The organism is Actinoallomurus soli, assembly GCF_024055715.1.
GTDB classification, from domain to species: domain Bacteria; phylum Actinomycetota; class Actinomycetes; order Streptosporangiales; family Streptosporangiaceae; genus Actinoallomurus; species Actinoallomurus soli.
Genome location: NZ_JAMXMV010000022.1, coordinates 1 through 19,473 on the forward strand (window position 1 = coordinate 1; position 19,473 = coordinate 19,473).

18 protein-coding genes and 1 rRNA gene are annotated in these 19,473 nt (G+C 72.9%); 16 read left to right on the forward strand and 3 right to left on the reverse strand.

The genetic code is table 11. From position 1 onward, the window contains the following. Positions 1-8: 8 nt before the first annotated feature. The 3 genes from rrf (at position 9) to NDW01_RS35100 (ending at position 2,184) form a co-directional block, all read left to right on the forward strand. Positions 9-125, forward strand: a 5S ribosomal RNA gene (rrf, locus tag NDW01_RS35090). Between the two features lie 1,043 nt (positions 126-1,168). Further along, positions 1,169-1,408, forward strand: a complete 240-nt coding sequence (locus NDW01_RS35095) for a hypothetical protein (protein ID WP_252828671.1) — start codon at positions 1,169-1,171, stop codon at positions 1,406-1,408. Between the two features lie 47 nt (positions 1,409-1,455). Continuing rightward, positions 1,456-2,184, forward strand: a complete 729-nt coding sequence (locus NDW01_RS35100) for a hypothetical protein (protein ID WP_252828672.1) — start codon at positions 1,456-1,458, stop codon at positions 2,182-2,184. A 45-nt stretch (positions 2,185-2,229) separates the two neighbouring features. Here NDW01_RS35100 and NDW01_RS35105 read toward each other — a convergent pair whose 3' ends face one another. Then, positions 2,230-3,156, reverse strand: coding sequence for an MBL fold metallo-hydrolase (locus tag NDW01_RS35105; protein WP_252828673.1), 927 nt, complete (start codon positions 3,154-3,156; stop codon positions 2,230-2,232). A gap of 118 nt (positions 3,157-3,274) precedes the next feature. Here NDW01_RS35105 and NDW01_RS35110 point away from each other — a divergent pair, with 118 nt between their 5' ends. Continuing rightward, on the forward strand, positions 3,275-3,715 hold the full coding sequence (locus NDW01_RS35110) for a single-stranded DNA-binding protein (RefSeq protein ID WP_252828674.1): 441 nt from the start codon (positions 3,275-3,277) through the stop codon (positions 3,713-3,715). Between the two features lie 794 nt (positions 3,716-4,509). Here NDW01_RS35110 and NDW01_RS35115 read toward each other — a convergent pair. After that, a complete protein-coding gene (locus tag NDW01_RS35115; protein ID WP_252828675.1) occupies positions 4,510-5,763 on the reverse strand; it encodes a DUF1015 family protein in 1,254 nt (417 codons plus the stop codon). A gap of 55 nt (positions 5,764-5,818) precedes the next feature. Here NDW01_RS35115 and NDW01_RS35120 point away from each other — a divergent pair, with 55 nt between their 5' ends. Both NDW01_RS35120 and NDW01_RS35125 read left to right on the forward strand, forming a co-directional pair. Continuing rightward, on the forward strand, positions 5,819-6,226 hold the full coding sequence (locus tag NDW01_RS35120) for a tetratricopeptide repeat protein (protein ID WP_252786045.1): 408 nt from the start codon (positions 5,819-5,821) through the stop codon (positions 6,224-6,226). Position 6,227: 1 nt separating this feature from the next. After that, positions 6,228-7,208 (forward strand): HAD-IIA family hydrolase, encoded by a 981-nt coding sequence (locus NDW01_RS35125; protein ID WP_252828676.1) that lies wholly within the window; start codon positions 6,228-6,230, stop codon positions 7,206-7,208. A gap of 146 nt (positions 7,209-7,354) precedes the next feature. Here NDW01_RS35125 and NDW01_RS35130 read toward each other — a convergent pair whose 3' ends face one another. Continuing rightward, complete coding sequence (locus NDW01_RS35130; protein ID WP_252828677.1) at positions 7,355-7,696, reverse strand: SCP2 sterol-binding domain-containing protein; 342 nt, start codon at positions 7,694-7,696, stop codon at positions 7,355-7,357. A gap of 104 nt (positions 7,697-7,800) precedes the next feature. Here NDW01_RS35130 and NDW01_RS35135 point away from each other — a divergent pair, with 104 nt between their 5' ends. From NDW01_RS35135 to NDW01_RS35180, 10 genes are all read left to right on the forward strand, one after another. Further along, entirely contained in the window at positions 7,801-7,968 is a 168-nt protein-coding gene (locus NDW01_RS35135; protein WP_252786040.1) for a hypothetical protein, read from the forward strand. 37 nt (positions 7,969-8,005) lie between these two features. Continuing rightward, positions 8,006-8,818, forward strand: a complete 813-nt coding sequence (locus NDW01_RS35140; RefSeq protein ID WP_252828678.1) for a TlyA family RNA methyltransferase — start codon at positions 8,006-8,008, stop codon at positions 8,816-8,818. After that, entirely contained in the window at positions 8,815-9,714 is a 900-nt protein-coding gene (locus NDW01_RS35145; RefSeq protein ID WP_252828679.1) for an NAD kinase, read from the forward strand. Before NDW01_RS35140 ends, NDW01_RS35145 begins: the two co-directional genes overlap by 4 nt. A 335-nt stretch (positions 9,715-10,049) precedes the next feature. Continuing rightward, positions 10,050-11,747, forward strand: a complete 1,698-nt coding sequence (gene recN / locus NDW01_RS35150) for a DNA repair protein RecN (RefSeq protein WP_252828755.1) — start codon at positions 10,050-10,052, stop codon at positions 11,745-11,747. 138 nt (positions 11,748-11,885) lie between these two features. Then, entirely contained in the window at positions 11,886-13,076 is a 1,191-nt protein-coding gene (steA, locus tag NDW01_RS35155; RefSeq protein WP_252828756.1) for a putative cytokinetic ring protein SteA, read from the forward strand. Continuing rightward, positions 13,073-14,044, forward strand: a complete 972-nt coding sequence (locus tag NDW01_RS35160; RefSeq protein WP_252828680.1) for a copper transporter — start codon at positions 13,073-13,075, stop codon at positions 14,042-14,044. Before steA ends, NDW01_RS35160 begins: the two co-directional genes overlap by 4 nt. A 6-nt stretch (positions 14,045-14,050) precedes the next feature. Further along, positions 14,051-14,947 (forward strand): hypothetical protein, encoded by an 897-nt coding sequence (locus tag NDW01_RS35165; protein WP_252828681.1) that lies wholly within the window; start codon positions 14,051-14,053, stop codon positions 14,945-14,947. Further along, positions 14,944-16,764 (forward strand): murein biosynthesis integral membrane protein MurJ, encoded by a 1,821-nt coding sequence (gene murJ, locus NDW01_RS35170; RefSeq protein ID WP_252828682.1) that lies wholly within the window; start codon positions 14,944-14,946, stop codon positions 16,762-16,764. The genes NDW01_RS35165 and murJ overlap by 4 nt, the downstream gene beginning before the upstream one ends. Continuing rightward, positions 16,764-18,020, forward strand: coding sequence for a glycosyltransferase (locus tag NDW01_RS35175; RefSeq protein ID WP_252828683.1), 1,257 nt, complete (start codon positions 16,764-16,766; stop codon positions 18,018-18,020). The genes murJ and NDW01_RS35175 overlap by 1 nt, the downstream gene beginning before the upstream one ends. A gap of 190 nt (positions 18,021-18,210) precedes the next feature. Continuing rightward, positions 18,211-19,383, forward strand: coding sequence for a TerC family protein (locus tag NDW01_RS35180; protein WP_252828684.1), 1,173 nt, complete (start codon positions 18,211-18,213; stop codon positions 19,381-19,383). Positions 19,384-19,473: the final 90 nt, after the last annotated feature.

Genomic DNA, 19,473 nt, shown 5'->3' on the forward strand with positions numbered 1-19,473 from the left:
TTGGTCGTTTCGGTGGTTATGGCGAAGGGGAAACACCCGGTCCCATTCCGAACCCGGTAGTTAAGCCCTTCAGCGCCGATGGTACTGCACTGGAGACGGTGTGGGAGAGTAGGACGCCGCCGGACACATACACAAAGAGGGCCGCCTTCCGAGGCGGCCCTTTTTGTATTTTCAGGGCACAATGGAGCCGACAGTGCTCCCCCAGTGAAACGGTTTGATGTGATGAGCGCGGAACGAGATCAACGCGACGGCGACGGACGCGATCGGCGTCCACGGCCGGGCCGCCAGGACCGTGCGAGCGGTTCCTCGGGCGGATCTCGTGGCCGCCAGGGCGGTTCGCAGGGATCGTCCGGTGGTTTCGCCAACCGCAGGGGAGGCCGTCCCCAACGTGACGACTCCGCCGGCCGATACGAGGGCGAGCGTTCCGGCTCCGCGGGCGGTCGCTCCGGTTCCGCCCGCCCGGGAGGCTTCCGGAAGCCGGGCGGCAACCCGCAGGGGTCGCGAGGCGCCCAGCGCCCGGGCGGTTTCAGCGCTCGGGACGACGAGACCGAGGGCCGTTCTCAGACCCGTCGGCCCCGACCGTTCCGCGGTGACGCGGAGGGCACGGGCGGACGAGGCCGTTTCCCGCGCCGGGACGACTCCGGCGGACGCGGCGCGCCTCGGACGGGAGGCAGTCGCCCGTCATCTTCCGGGAACTGGCGAAACGAGCGTGGCGGACCTCAGAGCGGACGTCCCGCAGGCTCGCGTGACAAAGACGAGCGCTCAGCCCAGCGTCCCGGCGGTCGTTTTCCGAGGCGCGATGCCGAGGGGAACGAGCGGGATCAACGCGACTTCCGTACCCGGGACAGCCGACCGCCGGCCGGCTCGCGCGATTCGGGCCGGCGGGACGAAGGGCGGGCCGGTGGTCGCGGCGGTTTCTCGCGCGGCGAAGGCGCCCAGCGCCGTACGGGCGCGGGCGGCGCTTCGCGTCGCGACGATCGGCCCGGCGGCACCGGAGGGTTCCGTTCGCGCGCCAAGGACGGATTCGGGTCTCGGGAGCGGGGCCGGGAGGGCTCGGGCCACGGCGAGGGCGGCAAGTCCGGCTCCGGGTACCGCGATGGTGGCAAGGAGCGTTTCCAGTCCCGCGACGAGGGCGCGAGCGGGTTCCAGCGCCGGGACGGGGGTCGTCGTGACTTCCGCGACAGGCAGGGCGGCGGTCCTCGCGGTGGCCGTGGGGAAGGCCAGCGAGGCGGGTTCCGGCGGCGTGACGACGCACAGCGCGGCGGCAGGCCGTCCGAACGTGGTGCGCGCCGACCCGGCGGTGAGGGTCGGCCTTCGGATGCCCCGCGACCGCGTCGTGACCCTGGCCCGCCCGTCCCTGAGGACGTCACGGGCGCCGAGCTCGACGCGGCGGCACGGGGTGAGCTGAAGACGCTGCCGAAGGACCTCGCGACCGAGGTCGCCCGCCACCTGGTGATGGCCGGTCGGCTGATCGACGATGACCCGGATCTGGCCTACCAGCACGCCCTCGCGGCCCGCGGGCGCGCGGCCCGGGTCGGTATCGTCCGCGAGGCCTGCGGGCTCGCGGCGTACCACGCCGGCCTGTGGTCGGTCGCACTGTCGGAGCTACGGGCGGCACGACGACTGACCGGGCAGGAGGCGTATCTCGCCATCATGGCGGACGCCGAGCGAGGACTCGGCCGGCCCGAGCGCGCTCTGGACCTGGCCAAGTCGGACGAAGCGCGCCGCCTGCCGCAGGCCGAGGCGATCGAGATGCGCATCGTCGAGTCGGGCGCCCGCCGCGATCTCGGTCAGCCGGGTGCGGGGGTCCTGGCACTGCAGGTTCCGGAGCTCAAGGACGAGCGGTGGCGGCCGTGGTCGGCGCGGCTGTTCTACGCGTACGCCGACGCGCTCGTCGCGGCCGACCGGGAGGACGAGGCGGTCGACTGGTTCGCGCGAGCCGCCGCGGCGGACCGGGATGGCGAGACGGACGCCGCCGAGCGGTACGCCGAGCTCGAGGGCCTGGACATCATCGACACCGAGTTCGCCGACGGCGAGACGGATGCCGAGGCCGAGACGGACTTCGGCGGGGCATCCGGAAACGACCCCGACGCGGACCCGGCGGTCGAGTCAGGGACGGCCTCAGGCGCCCCGGAGACGGCCTCCGGTGACGAGGCCGAGCGAAGGGATGCCGCGGACGAGTGACCGCACTGAGGCCCGGGCCGGTTCCGAACGGGACGGACCCGGGCCTCAGCGTTTGTCGAGCGCGTGCATGATGCCCGCCACGTTGTTGCGGGCCGAACTGATCATCTCCACCTTCTCCGCCGCCCGCGGATCGGCGTCCGGTGCGAACGCGCGGTACCGGCCGTCCGTGCGCTCGCGGACCATGGCGACCGCGTGGTCCAGGTCGAGACGCTGGTCGTGGGCCTCGGCGACGAGTTCCACCCAGAGCCGAAGCTCCTCCTCCGACCGGTCGAGGGTCTCCCCGACCAGCTCGACCGGCCCGAAATGGCTGAACAACAGCCGCGCCGGGCGCAGCGCGCGGAAGCGATCCAGCGAAGCCAGGGCGGTGTCCAGGTCGAAGTCCGGCGGCGGTGTCGCGGGACGCAGGTCGGCGGTCTCCGGGATGTAGACGCCGGCGGCGTCCCCGACGTACAAGTCCCCGGTGAGGGAGTCCAGCAGGCCGACGTGATGCTTGGCGTGGCCTGGCGAGTAATGGCTCTCCAGGCGCCTCCCACCGCCGAGGTCGACCTCTCCCACGTCCTCCACCGCCCGGATGCGTACGGCGTCCGTGGGCTTGAGGTCGCCGAACAGCGTGTCCAGCGCGTCGCCCCACACCATCCGGGCACTGCGCATGAGCCGGCTCGGGTCGGCCAGATGGCGGGCGCCCTTCTCATGGACGACGATCTCTGCGTTGGGGAACATCTCCGCGATGTCGCCGACTCCGCCCGCGTGATCGAGATGAATGTGCGTGACGACGACGGTCGCCAGGTCCGCGGGGCCGACTCCTGCGGCCGCAAGCGCGTCCCGGACGACCGAGGCGGAGTTCCCCGCGCCGGTCTCCACCAGACAGGGGCGGTCGGAGCGGATGAGATATCCGGCGGTGATCCCCGCATATCCGGCCATCCGGGTGTCGATCTCGAAGACGTCATTGCCCAGGTCGGTGATCGAATCCATTCGGCGCCTCCGGTTTTCCACAGATGAGGGGTAGGGGGTTTCGTCGTCCCGATCGGTCGCCCCATCGTAAAGACATCGCCATCGGCGCACGGTGTGGCGGTCATGAGAGGAGCAGGCCATGGATCGGATCGAGATCGAGGAGCCCCGGCGGCCGGGCGGCGACCCGCCCGACGTCGTCTCGACGGGTTCCGCGCCGCACGGTGCCGGCGGAGCAGTGACCCACGTCAACGAGATCGTCTTGATCGGGCGGCTCTCCGGCGTGCCGGAGTGGAAGTCGTTACCCGGAGGTGGGCAGGTGGCGGTCTGGCGGCTCATCGTGGAGCACCGGGACGCCCGGTCGCCGCAGGACGCCATCGACACGATCCGCTGCGTCACCTATGACCCTTCGGTTCAGGAGGGCGTCCGTGACTGGCGGCACGGAGACATCATCGAGGTCCGCGGATCCCTGCGCCATCGTTTCTGGCGCGGTCCGAACGGCCCGCGAGGGCTGTACGAGGTGGAGGCCGTCATCGTGCTCCGCCGCCAGGGAGCGGGCCCGGAGAGCGGGGCGCCGACGTGACACCGCGTCCGCCGCCCCGCCGAGGGTCGCGCCCGAGCTCCGGACGGTAGGCGGTGCTGGCCGGCGGCTGGTGAGACGCCAGGCGACGACTGGCGAGGGTCGGCAGAAGAAGCGGTGAGCGACTCGGGGCGTGAGCTCTGCCCGGCCCTGGATCGACCTGTTACGGCTCCAGCGGCCCACACCCGGCTCGGGCACGGGTAGGGCGGCCAGGCCATCACCGGCCGGACGCAGCCGTCCGACGCCCGGCCCCATCACCGACGCATCGCCCGCCGGGCTCCTTCGCCGGGCGGTCCGGTACCCGGCTGTCCTCGCCGACGGATCGGCCGGTGCGCGAGATCTTCCGGGTCGGTCTGCCGGGCCCGTTCGCCGGGCGGTCCGGTACCCGGCCGTCCTCACGGACGCATCGGCCGACGCGAGGTCGGCCATGTCCGTCGGTCGGTGCGCGAGATCTTCCGGGTCGGTCTGCCGGGCCCGTTCGCCGGGCGGTCCGGTACCCGGCCGTCCTCACGGACGCATCGGCCGACGCGAGGTCGGCCATGTCCGTCGGTTGGTGCGCGAGGTCGGTGCGTCCGCGGGGCGACCGGGCCGGTCGTTCGGTACGGGAGGTCCGGCGGGTCCGGTCGGTTGGTGCGCGAGGTCGGTGCGTCCGCGAGACGACCGGGCCCGTCGTTCGGTACGGGAGGTCCGGCGGGTCCGGTCGGTTGGTGCGCGAGGTCGGTGCGTCCGCGAGACGACCGGGCCCGTCGTTCGGTGCGCGAGGTCGGCCGGATCCGTCGGCCGGTCCCGTCGGTCCCTCAGTCGGCGGCGAAGGTTCTCATGACCAGGCCCGTACGGGGCTTCGGGCCGAAGGAGGTGGATTTGCGGGGGACCTTCTCGCCGTTCGCCGCGACGGCCAGCACGTCCGGAACCTTCAGCGGGTTCAGGATCACGGCGGTGCCATTGCCGCGACGGGCCTTCGCCACCGCGCGGGCGGCGTCGTGGTGGACGATCCGCACGTTGCTCTCGTCGTCCTCGACGCCCCACACCCGGGGGATGAGCAGCCGGTGCAGCACGGCGGTGTCCAGCCGCCGCCACCGGTCGGAGGACTCCTCCGGCATGGAGCGTTCCACCTGGGCCGGATCCGGATCGGTGAGCAGGACGAACTCCCCGTCACCGCCCAGCAGGAACGCGGTGTCGTCGTGGGCGCCGAGCCGTTCGAGTCCGGCCGCCAGGTCAAATCCCACCGGTTCGACGCGGAAGGCCGACTTCGCCAGGCGGACCGCCTCCGAGAGCGGCAGCGCGGGCAGCACCCGGTGGATCGCGCCGAGGCGCGGCGGGTACTCGACGGAGTCCACGAGCAGCGCCAGCCCGTAGTCCCAGGGCCCCGGCCCGTCGTGCCGCCGCCGGAGCGCCTGGTAGGTGGCGTAGCGGTGATGGCCGTCGGCGATGAGCGCCTGCCGCCCGCGCAGGTCCTCGGCGATCTTCGCCTGTTCGGCGGGGTCGCGGATCGCCCAGAGCCTGTGCCGCACGTCATCGCCCGTGCTCGTCTCCAGCACCGGAGCCAGGGACGACGCCACCTCGTCGACGATTCGGGCCGCGGCCGAGCCTGCGCCGCCCTCGTACAGCAGGAAGATCGGTTCGAGGTTCGCCTCGGTCGCCGTCATCAGGGCGAGCCGGTCCCGTACCGGGCCCGGATAGACGTGCTCGTGCGGGAGGATCACGCCGGACCCGTCCTCGTGCACGCCGACCGCCCCGATCAGGCCGCGCTGGACGACCGACCCGGAGACCTCCTCGTAGACGTACAGGGCGGGTTCGTCGTCGACGGTGAGGATGCCGGACGTCAGCCACGAGCGCAGCGTCTCGGCGGCCTTCCGGTAGTCGTCCTGCGGGAGGATCAGCCGGACCACGTTGTGCGGCTCCTCGGCCATGAACCGCGCCAGCGACTCCTCGTCGATCAGGTCGTACGGAGGAGAGGTCACCGCGGCGAGCGAGTCGACCCGCGCGGTGTCGTACCGCACGGCTCGGAACGGCCGAAGCGCAAGTCCGGGATCAATCGTCACATCGGGCATGTTAGATACCGCGCCGTTGTTGGGACACAAGTGGAGTCGACGAACGGAGTCACACATGGTTCAAGGTGCGGATCACGGCCCTGATTCCCCGGGTGTCCCGGCCGGCGGCGTCTACGAGTGGTACCAGCGCGGTCTCGAACTCCTCAATGGTGGCAGCCCGGCCGCCGCGATCCAGGTCCTTGAGCACGCGGCGGCCGCCGAGCCGTCGTCCAGGAGCGTCCGGGAGGCGCTGGCGCGCGCCCAGTACGGCGCGAAGCGGTACGCCGACGCCGCCGCCAACTTCCGTATGATCGTCGAGGCCGATCCGGCCGAGGACTACGCGCTGTTCGGCCTGGGCATGGCCCTGACCCGTACGGGGGACCTCGCGGAGGCGGTCGAGCACCTGGCGCTCGCCTGCGCGATGCGCCCGGAGAACAAGCATTACGCGACCGCGCTGCGGCACGCGCGAGCCCGGAAGGGATGAGATGCGAGGCAGCGACCAGCCGCTGGCCGAGGTCTACGACGTGGCCGTTCTCGACCTGGACGGCGTGATCTACATCGGCCATGACCCGGTGCCGGGCGCCGCCGACGCGCTGGCCAAGGCGCGGGCGGAGGGCATGCGCCTGGCGTTCGCGACCAACAACGCGTCACGGACGCCGAGCGCGACGGCCGCGCTCATCACCGAGGTCGGGGTCCCCGCGGCGGCGGAGGACGTCGTGACGTCCGCGCAGGCCGCGGCGCGGGTCCTCGCGGAGCGGTTGCCGGCCGGGTCGAAGGTCCTCGTGGTCGGGGGCACCGGACTACGGCACGCGGTGCGGGCCGCGGGCCTGCGGCCGGTGTCGACGGCCGCGGAGCGGCCCGCGGCCGTCGTCCAGGGATTCTTTCCGGGCCTGTCGTACGACCTGATCGCCGAGGGAGGCCGCGCGGTCGCCGCGGGCGCGCTGTTCGTCGCGTCCAACGCCGACAGCACCATCCCGAGCCCCGGCGGGCCGCCGAGGCCGGGCAACGGAGCGCTGGTGCAGGTCATCCGTACCGCCACCGGCGTGGAGCCCATCGTCACCGGCAAGCCCGAACTGCCGCTGCACCGCGAGACGATCCTGCGGACGGGCGCGGAGCGGCCGTTGATCGTTGGAGATCGCCTCGACACCGACATCGAGGGCGCCAACAACGGCGGGGCCGACAGTCTGCTGGTGCTGACCGGCGTCACCGACGCGCGGGCGCTGCTGAGCGCGCCGGAGCATGAGCGCCCGACGTACGTCGCCGAGGATCTGGCCGGCCTGCTCGTACCGCACCCGGAGGTCCGGCGGGACGGCGGCTCGTACGCGTGCGGAGGCTGGACGGTCGGGCCCGACTTCGCGGTCGGAGGCTCGGGGGACCGCATCGACGCCCTGCGCGCGCTCTGCGCCGCGGCCTGGGAGTCCGGCGACGCCGCGCGGGCACAGGAGGCGTGGGACCGTCTGTCGTGACGCGACGCACGTTCGCCGGGCGACCGGCCCTGCGGGTCCGGCGCGGGCGGGAAGGCGGGCCCGCGACGGCGGAAGACGTGCCGGAGCCGGGTTCGTACGGCTCGCGCGAAGCGGGTCGGTCCGGCTCAGAGCGGCTCCGGCCCGACTCAGAGGATCTTACGGAGCCGCAGCAGGTCGCCCAGACTGGCCTCGATCTTGAGCCGGCCCGTCGCCCACGCCTTGGCGACGTGGAGCTCCTCGGTGGCCAGCGCCACCAGGTCGTCGCTGCCGACCGTCAGCCGGACCTGGGCGGAGTCGGCGTCGTCGACGGTCTGGAACTCGTCGAGGCCGCCCCGGTGGATCCGGGTCAGGAAGATCAGGCCGAGATCGGGCACGCGGCAGCTGATGGTCCGCTCGACGACGTGCTTGGCGAGGTCGTCGGCGTCCACCTCGGTGAGTCGGGCGGCGATGCGCTCGAGCGCCGAGCGCGCTTCCTGGGCGGTGGCCATCGTCAGGTCAGTTCCCCCGTCGTCGTCCCCGACACCGCTGTCGTCAGCGGACGGTAGCGTTCTTCTTGAGCCGGACGCGACCGGCGGCGAAGGGAAGGGTACAGGTGAACGGCACCGAAGGGGACACCACGGGCGACGAGCGGGTCGACGCCGCGCTGGCCCGCCTCACCGCACTGGACCAGGCGCCCCTGACCGAGCACCCCGAGGTGTTCGCGGACGTCCACCGGCGGCTGCAGGAGGCCCTGACGGGCCTCGACGAGGCGGCCTCATGACGGCGACCTCGGCCGGCGCGACCTCGGCGAGCGCGCCGTGAGCGCTCGCAGGCGCCTGGACAGCGAGCTGGTCCGGCGGGGCCTGGCCCGGTCACGGGAGCACGCGGTGGACCTGGTCACCGAGGGCCGCGTCACCGTCGCCGGCCGTACCGCCGCCAAGCCCGCCACCCAGGTCGAGACCTCCGCGGCCATCGTCGTACGGCCGGCGGAGACCGGCCCCGACTACGTCTCACGCGGTGGGCACAAGCTCGCCGGGGCGCTGAAGGCGTTCGCCGACCTGCGGGTCGAGGGCCGCCGCTGCCTCGACGCGGGCGCGTCCACCGGCGGCTTCACCGACGTGCTGCTGCGCGCGGGCGCGGCCCACGTCGTCGCGGTCGACGTGGGATACGGGCAGATCGCCTGGTCCCTGCGCACGGACGAGCGCGTGACGGTCCTGGAGCGCGTGAACATCCGCGACCTGGAGCCGGAGCAGGTCGTCTCGGGCGACGGCGAGCCGCCCGACCTCGTGGTGGCGGACCTGTCGTTCATCTCGCTCCGCCTCGTCCTGGCGCCCATCCAGCGCTGCGTGGCTCCCGGAGCCGACTACGCGATGATGGTCAAGCCGCAGTTCGAGGTGGGCAAGGAGCGCGTCGGCGCGGGCGGTGTCGTACGCGATCCCGCGCTGCGCGCCGAGGCGGTGCGCGACGTCGCCAGGCACGCCGAGACGCTCGGCCTGGGAGTGCGCGGCGTGACGGCGAGCCCGTTGCCCGGTCCTTCCGGAAACGTCGAATACTTCTTGTGGCTACGGGCGGGCGCTCCGCCCCTCGACGACGCACGGCTGGACAAGGCCGTGGCAGAAGGACCCGCATGACAGACAAGAGATCCGTCCTGGTCGTGACGCACACGGGCCGCAGCGCGGCGGTGCGCAGCTCGCAGCTGGTGATCAGCCGGTTGAGTGAGGCCGGCATCTGCGTCCGGGTGCTGGACAGCGAGGCCGAGGAGCTGCAGTGCGCCGGCGCCGACGTCATGCCGGTGTCCGCGGCGGCCGCCGAGGGCGCCGAGATGGTGATCGTCCTCGGCGGGGACGGCACGATCCTGCGGGCCGCCGACCTGGCCAGGCGGTCCGGCACTCCGCTGCTCGGCGTGAACCTCGGGCACGTCGGCTTCCTCGCGGAGGCCGAGCGCGAGGACCTCGCCGCCACGGTCGACAAGGTCGCCGCACGCCGCTACGACGTCGAGGAGCGCATGACGATCGACGTGGTGGTCCGGCAGAACGGCAGCGTCACGAGCACCGGCTGGGCGCTGAACGAGGCGGCCGTCGAGAAGGCCTCCCGGCAGCGGATGCTGGAGGTCGTCGCCGAGATCGACGGGCGGCCGCTGTCGCGGTGGGGCTGCGACGGCGTGGTGTGCGCCACCCCGACCGGCTCGACGGCGTACGCGTTCTCCGCGGGCGGCCCCGTGGTGTGGCCCGAGGTCGAGGCGATGCTGGTCGTGCCGATCAGCGCGCACGCGTTGTTCTCGCGGCCGATGGTGGTCTCGCCGCGCTCCGTGGTCGCGGTCGAGCTGATCCCGAAGAGCTCCGGCGGCGTGCTGTGGTGCGACGGCAGCCGGCCGATCGACCTGCCCCCCGGCGCGCGTGTGGAGGTCCGCCGCGGCGAGCGGCCGGTCCGGCTGGCGCGGCTGCACCAGACGCCGTTCACGGACCGGCTCGTCACCAAGTTCGGCCTGCCGGTCGCCGGCTGGCGCGGCCGCGTCCGCGACGAGTGACGTTGCGGCGAACGCCACGGGACGTCCGTGTTGACCTGGGATGACATGCCGCCCGCAGGCGCCGTGAGGGGGCCGGCGACACGCCCGGAGGTTTCCTCCGTGGCGAAGAGCCCTCTACGCTGAGCCGAACACGTGTTCGCCTGGGGAGGTCCGGTCACGGTCCCGCACATCGTGGCCGCCGGGCTCATGGCCGAGCGAAGCGAGGACATCAATAAGCGCAGCACCTTGGTCATGAGGCCGACGAAGGAGGCATCATGACCGAGTAGCCTCGGGCGCGCCGGGTGTCTGCGGACAGGAGGGCCTTCGTGACCGACGCACCAAGCCGGGTACGGCCCATGGTCGAGGAAGTACGGATTCAGAACCTCGGGGTGATCGAGGAGGCCGTCCTCGAGCTGTCCCCGGGCTTCAACGTGGTCACCGGCGAGACCGGTGCCGGTAAGACGATGGTCGTCACCAGCCTGGGCCTGCTGTTCGGCGGCCGCGCCGACCCGCAGCGGGTCCGGCCCGGGGCCGACCGGGCGACCGTCGAGGGCCGCATCGTCCTGAGCGAGGACGGCAGGGTCGCCGCGCGGGTCGAGGAGGCCGGCGGGGAACTCGACGACGGCGCGCTGATCCTGACCAGGTCGGTGTCGGCGGAGGGCCGATCGCGGGCCCACGTCGGCGGCCGGCAGGCGCCGGTCTCGGTGCTGATCAACCTGGCCGACGACCTGGTCGCCGTGCACGGCCAGTCCGACCAGCAGCGGCTGCTGCAGCCCGGGCGCCAGCGGGCGGCCCTGGACCGCTTCGCCGGTGACGACCTGGCCAAGCCGCTGCGCGCCTACACCACCGCGTACCGCAGGCACCGTGAGGTCTCCGCGCTCTTGGAGGAGCTGACCACCCGGTCGCGGGAACGCGCCCAGGAGGCCGACCTGCTCCGGTTCGGCCTGGAGGAGATCGAGAAGGTCGATCCGAAGACCGGGGAGGACGAGCTCCTCGCGGCGGAGGAGGAGCGCCTCGCGCACGCCGACGCGCTCCGTACGGCCGCCACGACCGCCCACGAGGCGCTCCAGGGCGACCCCACGGCCACGACGGGTGTCGTCGACGCCATCGGGCTGCTCAGCGCGGCGCGCCAGGCACTGGAGGCCGTCCGCGCCCACGACGAGGCGCTCGCCGGACAGGCCGACCGGCTGTCCGAGGCGGTGTACGTCGTGTCGGACGTCGCCGCCGAGCTCGCCGGTTACGCCGAGTCGGTCGAGGCCGACCCGGCCCTCCTCGCGAGCGTGCAGGAGCGCCGCGCCGCGCTGGCCGGGCTCACCCGCAAGTACGGTGCGACCATCGAGGATGTCCTCGAGTGGGCGGAGCGGTCGGCCGCGCGCCTGCTGGAGCTGGACTCCGACGACGACCGCATCGACGAGCTGCGCGCCGAGCACGAGGACCTCACCCGTCAGCTCGGCGAGCTGTCCGGCGAGCTGACGGCGCTGCGGACCGCCGCCGCCGAGCGCCTGTCCGAGGCGGTCACGGCCGAGCTGACCGCGCTGGCCATGCCGCACGCCAGCGTGGTCGTCGCCGTGACGCCGCAGGAGGACTTCGGCCCGTACGGCGTGGACGAGGTCGAGCTGCGGCTCGCCTCCCACCCGGGCGCGCCGCCCCTCCCGCTGCACAAGGGCGCGTCCGGTGGTGAGCTGTCCCGCGTCATGCTGGCGATCGAGGTGGTCTTCGCCGGCGCCGACCCGGTGCCGACGTTCGTCTTCGACGAGGTCGACGCGGGGGTCGGCGGCAAGGCCGCCGTGGAGGTCGGCCGGCGGCTGGCCCGGCTCGCCCGGTCCGCCCAGGTGATCGTGGTCACTCACCTGCCGCAGGTCGCGGCGTTCGCGGACCAGCACCTGGTGGTGGAGAAGTCCAACGACGGCCGCGTGGTCCGCAGCGGCGTCACCACCCTGGACGCGGACGGCCGGATCCGCGAGTTGTCCCGCATGCTCGCGGGCATGGAGGACTCCGAGCTGGGGCGGGCGCACGCCGAGGAGCTGCTGGCCATCGCGGCCGCGGAGCGCTGAACCGCCGCGAGCACGGGCCACCGGCGGTGAGCGAACGAACACGCCATATCGGTCGTCGTTACCAATGGCACGTCCAGGCTCTGGCAGGATTGGCGAACGATGAACGACGTCTCCCCGAGGATCAAGAACGGCGCCCGGATGCGGGTGCCGCTTCGGCGTGGGCTGCGCCGTGACCGCCGCGTCGGGGAGTCGGGGATCACCGGCGTCGCCCGCCTCGACGGGCGGACCAAGAAGCTGACCAAGCGCCTCCAACCGGGCGACATCGCGATCATCGATCACGTCGACCTGGACCGGGTCAGCGCGGAGGCGCTGGCGTCCTGCCAGGTCGCCGCCGTGATCAACGTGGCGCGCAGCACCTCGGGGCGGTATCCCAACCTCGGCCCGCAGATCCTCGTCGAGGCGGGCATCCCGCTGATCGACGACGTGGGGCCCGACGTGTTCACCAAGGTCCACGAGGGTGACGTCGTCCGCGTCGACGGCGAGGCCGTCTACCTCGGCGAGCAGGTCGCGGCCAAGGGCATCCGGCAGACCGTCGAGTCGGTCGAGGCCGCGATGACCGAGGCCAGGGCGGAGCTGCCCGCCCAGCTCGAGGCGTTCGCCGCGAACACGATGGAGTTCCTCAAGCGGGAGCGCGACCTCCTGCTCGACGGCGTCGGCGTCCCCGACGTCAAGACGAACCTCGAGGGCCGTCACGTCCTCATCGTCGTGCGCGGCTACCACTACCGCGAGGACATCGCGACCCTGCGGCCCTACATCCGCGAGTACCGCCCCGTCCTGATCGGCGTGGACGGCGGGGCCGACGCGCTGATGGAGGCGGGCTACCGGCCGCACATGATCGTCGGTGACATGGACTCCGTGTCGGACGAGGCGCTCACGTCAGGGGCCGAGCTGGTCGTGCACGCCTACCGCGACGGCCGGGCGCCCGGCCTGAGCCGGGTTCACGACCTCGGGCGGGAGGGCGTCGTCTTCCCCGCCACCGGGACCAGCGAGGACATCGCGATGCTGCTCGCCGACGACAAGGGCGCGACGCTCATCGTCGCCGTCGGCACTCACGCGACCCTCGTCGAGTTCCTGGACAAGGGACGCGCCGGCATGGCCAGCACGTTCCTGACGCGGTTGCGCGTCGGCAGCAAGCTGGTCGACGCCAAGGGCGTCAGCCGGCTCTACCGCAGCCGCATCAAGGGGTCCTCGTTGATCCTGCTGATCGCCGCCACGCTCGTCGCGATGGTCGCCGCGGTCGTCTCCTCGCCGGCCGGCGAGGCCTTCGAGCCCGCTGTCGCCGACTGGTGGCACCAATTCGTCTACTGGCTAAACGGACTCTTCACGTGATCGATTTCCGGTACCACCTCGTCTCCATCATCGCGGTGTTCCTCTCGCTGGCGCTCGGGCTCGTGGTGGGCGCCTCGGCGCTGCGCGGGCCGCTGGTCGACCAGCTCAAGGAGACCTCCAACCGGCTCAAGAACAACAACGAGACGCTGCGGAGGCAGAAGGACGCGGTCGGCCAGGTGAACACCTACAACAATCAGGTGCTCGACGCGGCCGCGGGCCAGGTGGTCTCCGGACGGCTCAAGGACGAGAGCGTCGTGTTCGTGGAGGCCCCCGGCGCCGACGACCAGATGCGGGCGCAGACCGCCGACATGGTGAGCAAGGCGGGCGCCCGGATCAGCGGCTACGTCACCCTGCAGAGCAAGTACCTCGACCCGAACCAGCAGGCCACGCTGAGCGAGCTGACCGACCGGCTGAAACCGGCCGGCCTGACCTTCTCCGCGGACGCGACCTCGTCCGAGCGGACGGCGAGCGAGCTGGCATGGGTGCTGGTGACCAAGCAGGCGGCGCGCAGCGGCCAGGAGGACCCGGCCGCCGGGCAGGTGCTGTCCGGTTTCAAGGCGTCGGGTTTCCTGACTTACAGCGGGCAGCCCGCGACCCGTGCGACACTCGCCGTCGTGATCGCGCCCGCCGCCGCGAGCAGCGACAAGAACGCCGACGACGAGAACAAGGCGCTCGGCGCGCTGCCCCTGGCGCTGTACACGTACGGTGAGGGTGCGGTCGTGGCGGGTGATCCGGACTCGGCGACCGAGGGCGGGATGATCAAGGCGCTCCGCGACGACGACGACGTCAAGGGCCATGTCGCCACGGTCGACACGGCGGACGTTCCGGCCGGGCGGCTGACGGCCGTGCTGGCGCTGGCCGCCGCGAAGCAGGGCAAGGCCGGCGCCTACGGCATCGGGTCGAAGGTCGACGGCGCCCTGCCGACCCCGATTCCGACGCCCACGCCGACGACGACGAAGAAGAAGTGAGGCGGCATGCGTAAGGCAGTGGCGGGAGCCGTGCTGGGCGCGGCGGCGGCACGGGCCGCGTACATCGCGCTGACCCGTCGCCCGCCCCGGGACGAGAAGCTCTGGGCGCGGACCAACCACCGCGGTGAGCCGGTCACGCTGCTCGAAGGGCCGGCGTTCGCGGTCGGCGCGGTCACCGCGGTCGCCGTCGCGCCGGGTGTGCCGGCGCGGATGCGGGCCGCCGCGATCGTCGCGGGCGGGGTCACCGGAGCCCTCGGCGGCTACGACGACCTCGCCGGGTCGGGTGCCCGCCGGGGGTTCAAGGGGCACCTGACGGCCCTGGCCCGCGGCGAGGTCACCACCGGCGCGGTGAAGATCCTGGGCATCGGCGCGACCGGTCTGACGGCCGCCGTGCTCGCGGGCACCGGCGCGCCCACCCGGCGCGGGGCGGCGCTCGACGTGCTGATCAACGGCGCGCTCATTGCCGGCACCGCGAATCTCCTCAACCTTTTCGACCTGCGGCCCGGCCGGGCGATCAAGGCCGGGCTGCTGGCGAGCCCGCTCGTCTTCGCCCCGCCGGCGCCGGGAGCGCCGCGCGGCCGGTTCGCCGGCCTGCTCAGCGGGTCGGCGGTCGCCGCAGCGCCGCTCGGCGCGGCTCTCGCGCTGCTGCCGGAGGACCTCGGCGAGCGTGCGATGCTCGGCGACGCGGGCGCGAACTCCCTCGGCGCGCTCATCGGCCTGGCCGCCACCGGCCTGAGCCGCAGATCGCGTCTGGCCGTCCTCGCCGGCGTCACGGCGCTGAACGCCGCGAGCGAGGTCGTCAGCTTCACCAAGGTGATCCAGGCGACGCCGCCGCTCAACTGGCTCGACCAGCTGGGCCGCCGGCCCGCCGTGCCGGAGGCGCGCCCAGCGAACACCCCGTGACCGAGCCGGACCTGACCAAGCAGGACGTGACCGAGCCGAGCGCGACCGAGCCGAGCGTGACCGAGCCGAGCGTGACCGAGCCGAGCGCGACCGAGCCGGACGTGAGCGAGCCGAGCGCGACCGGGCCGGACGTGAGCGAGCCGGACATGACTGAACCGGACGCCAGCGGACCGGACGTGGGCGAGGAGGCCGCCCCGGCCGCCGCCGGCCGGGGCGCGGGCCTCGCAGGTGCCGCCGTGCTCATCGGCGTCATCACCGTCTTCGCCCGGGTCGTCGGTTTCTCTCGCAGCCTGGTCCTGGCCCACACGGTCGGCAGCAACTGCCTGAGCACCGCGTACTTCACCGGCAACCAGGTGACGAACATCCTGTTCGAGGTCGTCGCCGGGGGAGCGCTCGCCAGTCTCGTGGTGCCCGTGCTCGCGGGCCCGGCGGCGCGCGGCGCGCCCGAGGCCCGCCGGATCGCCTCCGCGCTGATGACGTGGACCGTGCTGATCCTCGTGCCGCTCAGCCTGATCGCCGCGCTCGCGGCCCGCCCGGTGATCTCGCTCCTGGTCGGCGACCACGTGCCGGGCTGCTCGCGGGACCAGGTGGTCGACACGGGCACCCGGATGCTGGTCGTGTTCGCCCCGCAGATCCTGTTCTACGGCCTCGCCGTCGTCATGTACGGCGTGCTGCAGGCGCACCGCCGGTTCCTCGGCCCCGCGCTGGCGCCGCTCGTGTCGAGCCTCGTCGTCATCGGCGCGTACCTGATGTTCCTGTCCACCGGCGCGGCCTACCGGCAGGTCACCCCGGCGAACCAGTGGGACCTGTCCGCCGTGACCCGCTCGGCGGAGCTGACGCTGTCGGTGGGGACGACGCTCGGCGTGGTCGCCCTCGTCGCCACGGTCATCGGTCCCACCGCGCGGCTGCGGCTCCGGCTGCGGCCGGCCCTCACCTTCCCGCCCGGCGTCGCCGTGCGCATCCGGCGGCTGGCCCTCGCCGGGCTGGCCACCCTCGTCGCCCAGCAGGCGGCCTGGGGGATCGTGATCGCGCTGGCCAACCGGCGGGGCGGCGGCGGCGCGCTGCCCGTCTACCAGTACGCCTGGTCGCTGTTCCAGCTTCCGTACGCCGTCCTGGCCGTGCCGCTGGCGACGAGCGCCTTCCCGCTCCTGTCGGCCCGCGCGAGCGAGGGCGACGACGAGACGTTCGACCGCACCGCCGCGGGCACGACACGGGCGATCGTGCTGCTGTCGTGCGCGGGCGCGGCCGTCCTGGCCGCCACCGCGCTTCCCGTCGCGCGGGTGTTCCTGCTCCACCCCAGGGGACAGGTGCCGCCCATCGACCTGGCGCGCGCGATCGTGGCCTTCGCGCCGGGACTGATCGGCTACGGGCTGATGGCGCACGTCGGCCGTACGCTGTTCGCCGCCGGCAAGGGCCGACACTCGGCGGCCGCCCAGGTCACCGGCTGGATCGCGGTGATCGCGGCCGAGGTGGCGCTGGTCTCGGCGGCGGGGCGGCACGACGCCGTGGCCGCGCTCGGGCTGGGCAACTCGATCGGCATGACGGTCGCCGGCGTTCTCCTTCTGGTGATGCTGGCGCGGGTCAGGGGCCGTGGCGCCCTTCAGGGCGTCGTACGGGCGGTGGTGACAGGGCTGGCCGGCGCGGCGGCGGGATACGCCGCGGGAGCGGGCGTGGTCGCCGCGTTCGGCGCGACGGGATGGGCAGCGAGCCTGGGGGTCGGCGTGCTCGCCGCGCTGGCCGCCGCCGCGGCGTTCGCGGCCGTCGCCTTCCTGGGGGATCCCGGTGATCTGCGAGGCCTGATGAGGCGGAGGCTGTGATGGACGGTGCGAAGGTCGCCCTGGTGCTCGCCACGAGCGCCGGCGGCGTTGGACGGCACGTGCGGTCGATCGCCGACGGCCTGCGGGCGCGCGGCGCGAAGGTCGTCGTGCTCGGACCGGCCTCGGCCGACGGGCTGTTCGGGTTCACCGAGTCCGGCGCGGGCTTCGCCCCGGTGGAGATCGCCGACCGGCCGCACCCGCTCGGCGACGTGCGAGCGGTGGCCCGGCTCCGGCGCCTGACCCAGGACGCCGACGTCGTACACGCGCACGGGCTGCGGGCCGGAGGGCTGGCGGCGCTCGCCCGCCTCCGTACGGTGCCGGCACCGCTGCGTCTCGGCTCGGCCGGCCCGCCGCTCGTCGTCACGCTCCACAACGCGTCCATCGCGGGCGGCCTGACCGGCGCGGCGTACGCGACGCTGGAGCGTGTCGTCGCCCGGGGCGCGGCCGAGATCCTGGCCGTCTCCCCGGACCTGGAGGAGCGGATGCGCGCGCTCGGCGCCCGCTCGGTGGGCCTCGCGCTGGTGCCCGCTCCGGCCACGCCGCCGTCCCAGGCCCCCGCGCGTCCCGAGGACCACGCCACGCCGTCCGAGGAGCACGGAGCGCGGTTGGAGGGCCATGCCGCGCCGTCCGAGGGCCATGCCGCGCCGTCCGAGGACCATGGGGCGCCGTCCGAGGACCATGGGGCGGCCAAGCGGATCCGCGCCGAACTCGGCGCCGGAGACGGCCCGCTGATCCTCACGGTGGCGCGCCTGGCCGAACAGAAGGGGCTGCCCACCCTGCTGGACGCCGCCGCCGGGTGGGCCCGGCTGGATCCGCCCGCACTCGTGGTGATCGCCGGGGACGGGCCGCTCGAACCCGAACTCCGCGACCGGATCGCGGGGGAGAACCTCCCGGTACGGCTGCTCGGGCGCCGTACGGACGTCCCGGACCTTCTCGCCGCGGCCGACGTCGCCGTCCTCCCGAGTGTCTGGGAAGGCCAGCCGCTGATCGTGCAGGAGGTGCTGCGCGCCGGACGGCCTCTCGTCGCCACCAGGGTGGGCGGGGTGCCCGGGATGGTGGGTGACGCGGCGCTTCTCGTGCCTCCGGGGGACGCCGGTGAGCTCGAACGCGCGGTGCGGAGGGTGCTGGAGGACCGGGCCCTCGCCGATCGGCTCGCATCCGCCGCCACCGAGCGGGCGTCCCGTCTTCCGACGGAGGACGACGCCGTCGATCAGCTGCTTTCGGTGTACGCCCGTGTAACCCGGGCGGTCTTCTGACGACGTCTCGGGTACGAGGAAGGTTTGCCTTTGTATATAGTCGGTGCACAGGAGGGGAGTATTCCTTCGCGGCAGTGTCGTCACCACGGTCCCAGGAGTCGTATGCGGCCCGGTGCTGTCGGCCCGCACCGATGAGTGAGGGCGGAAGAGACCTCCGGGGCCGTCGCCTGCCACCGGAGGAAATGCTCTCGTGAACGTCACGCTGTGGGCCTGGGGCCTTACGCTGCTGGGTCTTCTCGCGTTCATCCTGTTCGACCTCTGGGTGGTCGACCGTGGCAAGCCGCGTGACTTCTCTTTGCGGCAGGCGACCGCCTGGGTGACGTTCTACGTGTTGCTGGCGATCGCCTTCGGGGTCGGCCTGTTGTTCGCCGAGGGCGCCGATTACTCCACCCAGTTCTTCGCCGGTTATCTCACCGAGTACAGCCTCAGCGTCGACAATCTGTTCATCTTCTACATCATCATGGCGCGGTTCGCCGTCCCCCGCGCCAACCAGCACAAAGTCCTGCTGATCGGCATCATGATCGCGCTGGTGATGCGGGGCATCTTCATCGCGGTCGGGGCCGCCGCACTGGCCCGGTTCGAGTGGCTGTTCTACATCTTCGGGGCCTTCCTCATCTGGACGGCCTACGGTCTGGTGCGCGGCGAGCCCGACGAGGACGAGTACGAAGAGAACATCCTGGTCCGCTGGATCTGCCGGGTCGTCCCGACGACGGACAACTACCAAGAGCACCGGATGACCGTCCGCGTCGACGGCAAGCGCCTGATGACTCCGATGCTGATCGTCATGATCGCGATCGGGTCGACCGACCTGCTGTTCGCCCTCGACTCCATTCCGGCGATCTTTGGGCTGACCAAACAGTCCTACCTGGTCTTCACCGCCAACGCCTTCGCCCTCATGGGGCTCCGGCAGCTGTACTTCCTCCTGCGGGGACTGCTCGACCGGCTCGTCTACCTCAGCAAGGGGCTGGCGGTCATCCTGGCCTTCATCGGCGTCAAGCTCGTCATGGAGGCCCTGCACACGACCTGGTTCGAGAACGTGCCGGAGATCTCCACCCTCACCTCTCTCGCCGTCATCGGCGCGACGATGCTCGTGACCACGGCGGCCAGCCTCATCAAGACGCCTCGCCGGTCGGCGCCCGGCGGCTCAGAGGGCACGGACGGCGGGCAGGAGCCGGAACCGGAAGAGGGCGGAGGGCCGGGGGACACCGGCGAGGCCGGCTCCGGACCCACCGTTCCCGGCCCCGCGGCCCCGGACGGGGAGAGGCGCGGGCCGGACGCCGAGCCGCAGCCGCCCGGCCCCGTTTCCGGGACGCACGACGACCAGGTCGACGCCGACGAGAGGGCGGGACGCGCCCGGCGCTGAGCGCGACCGATGACCTCGGCGGCCGTTCGCCGGCTTCCCATTCGGCGGCTCTTCGCGCGCCGGGTTTCCGCTCGGTAACTTTCGGGGCGG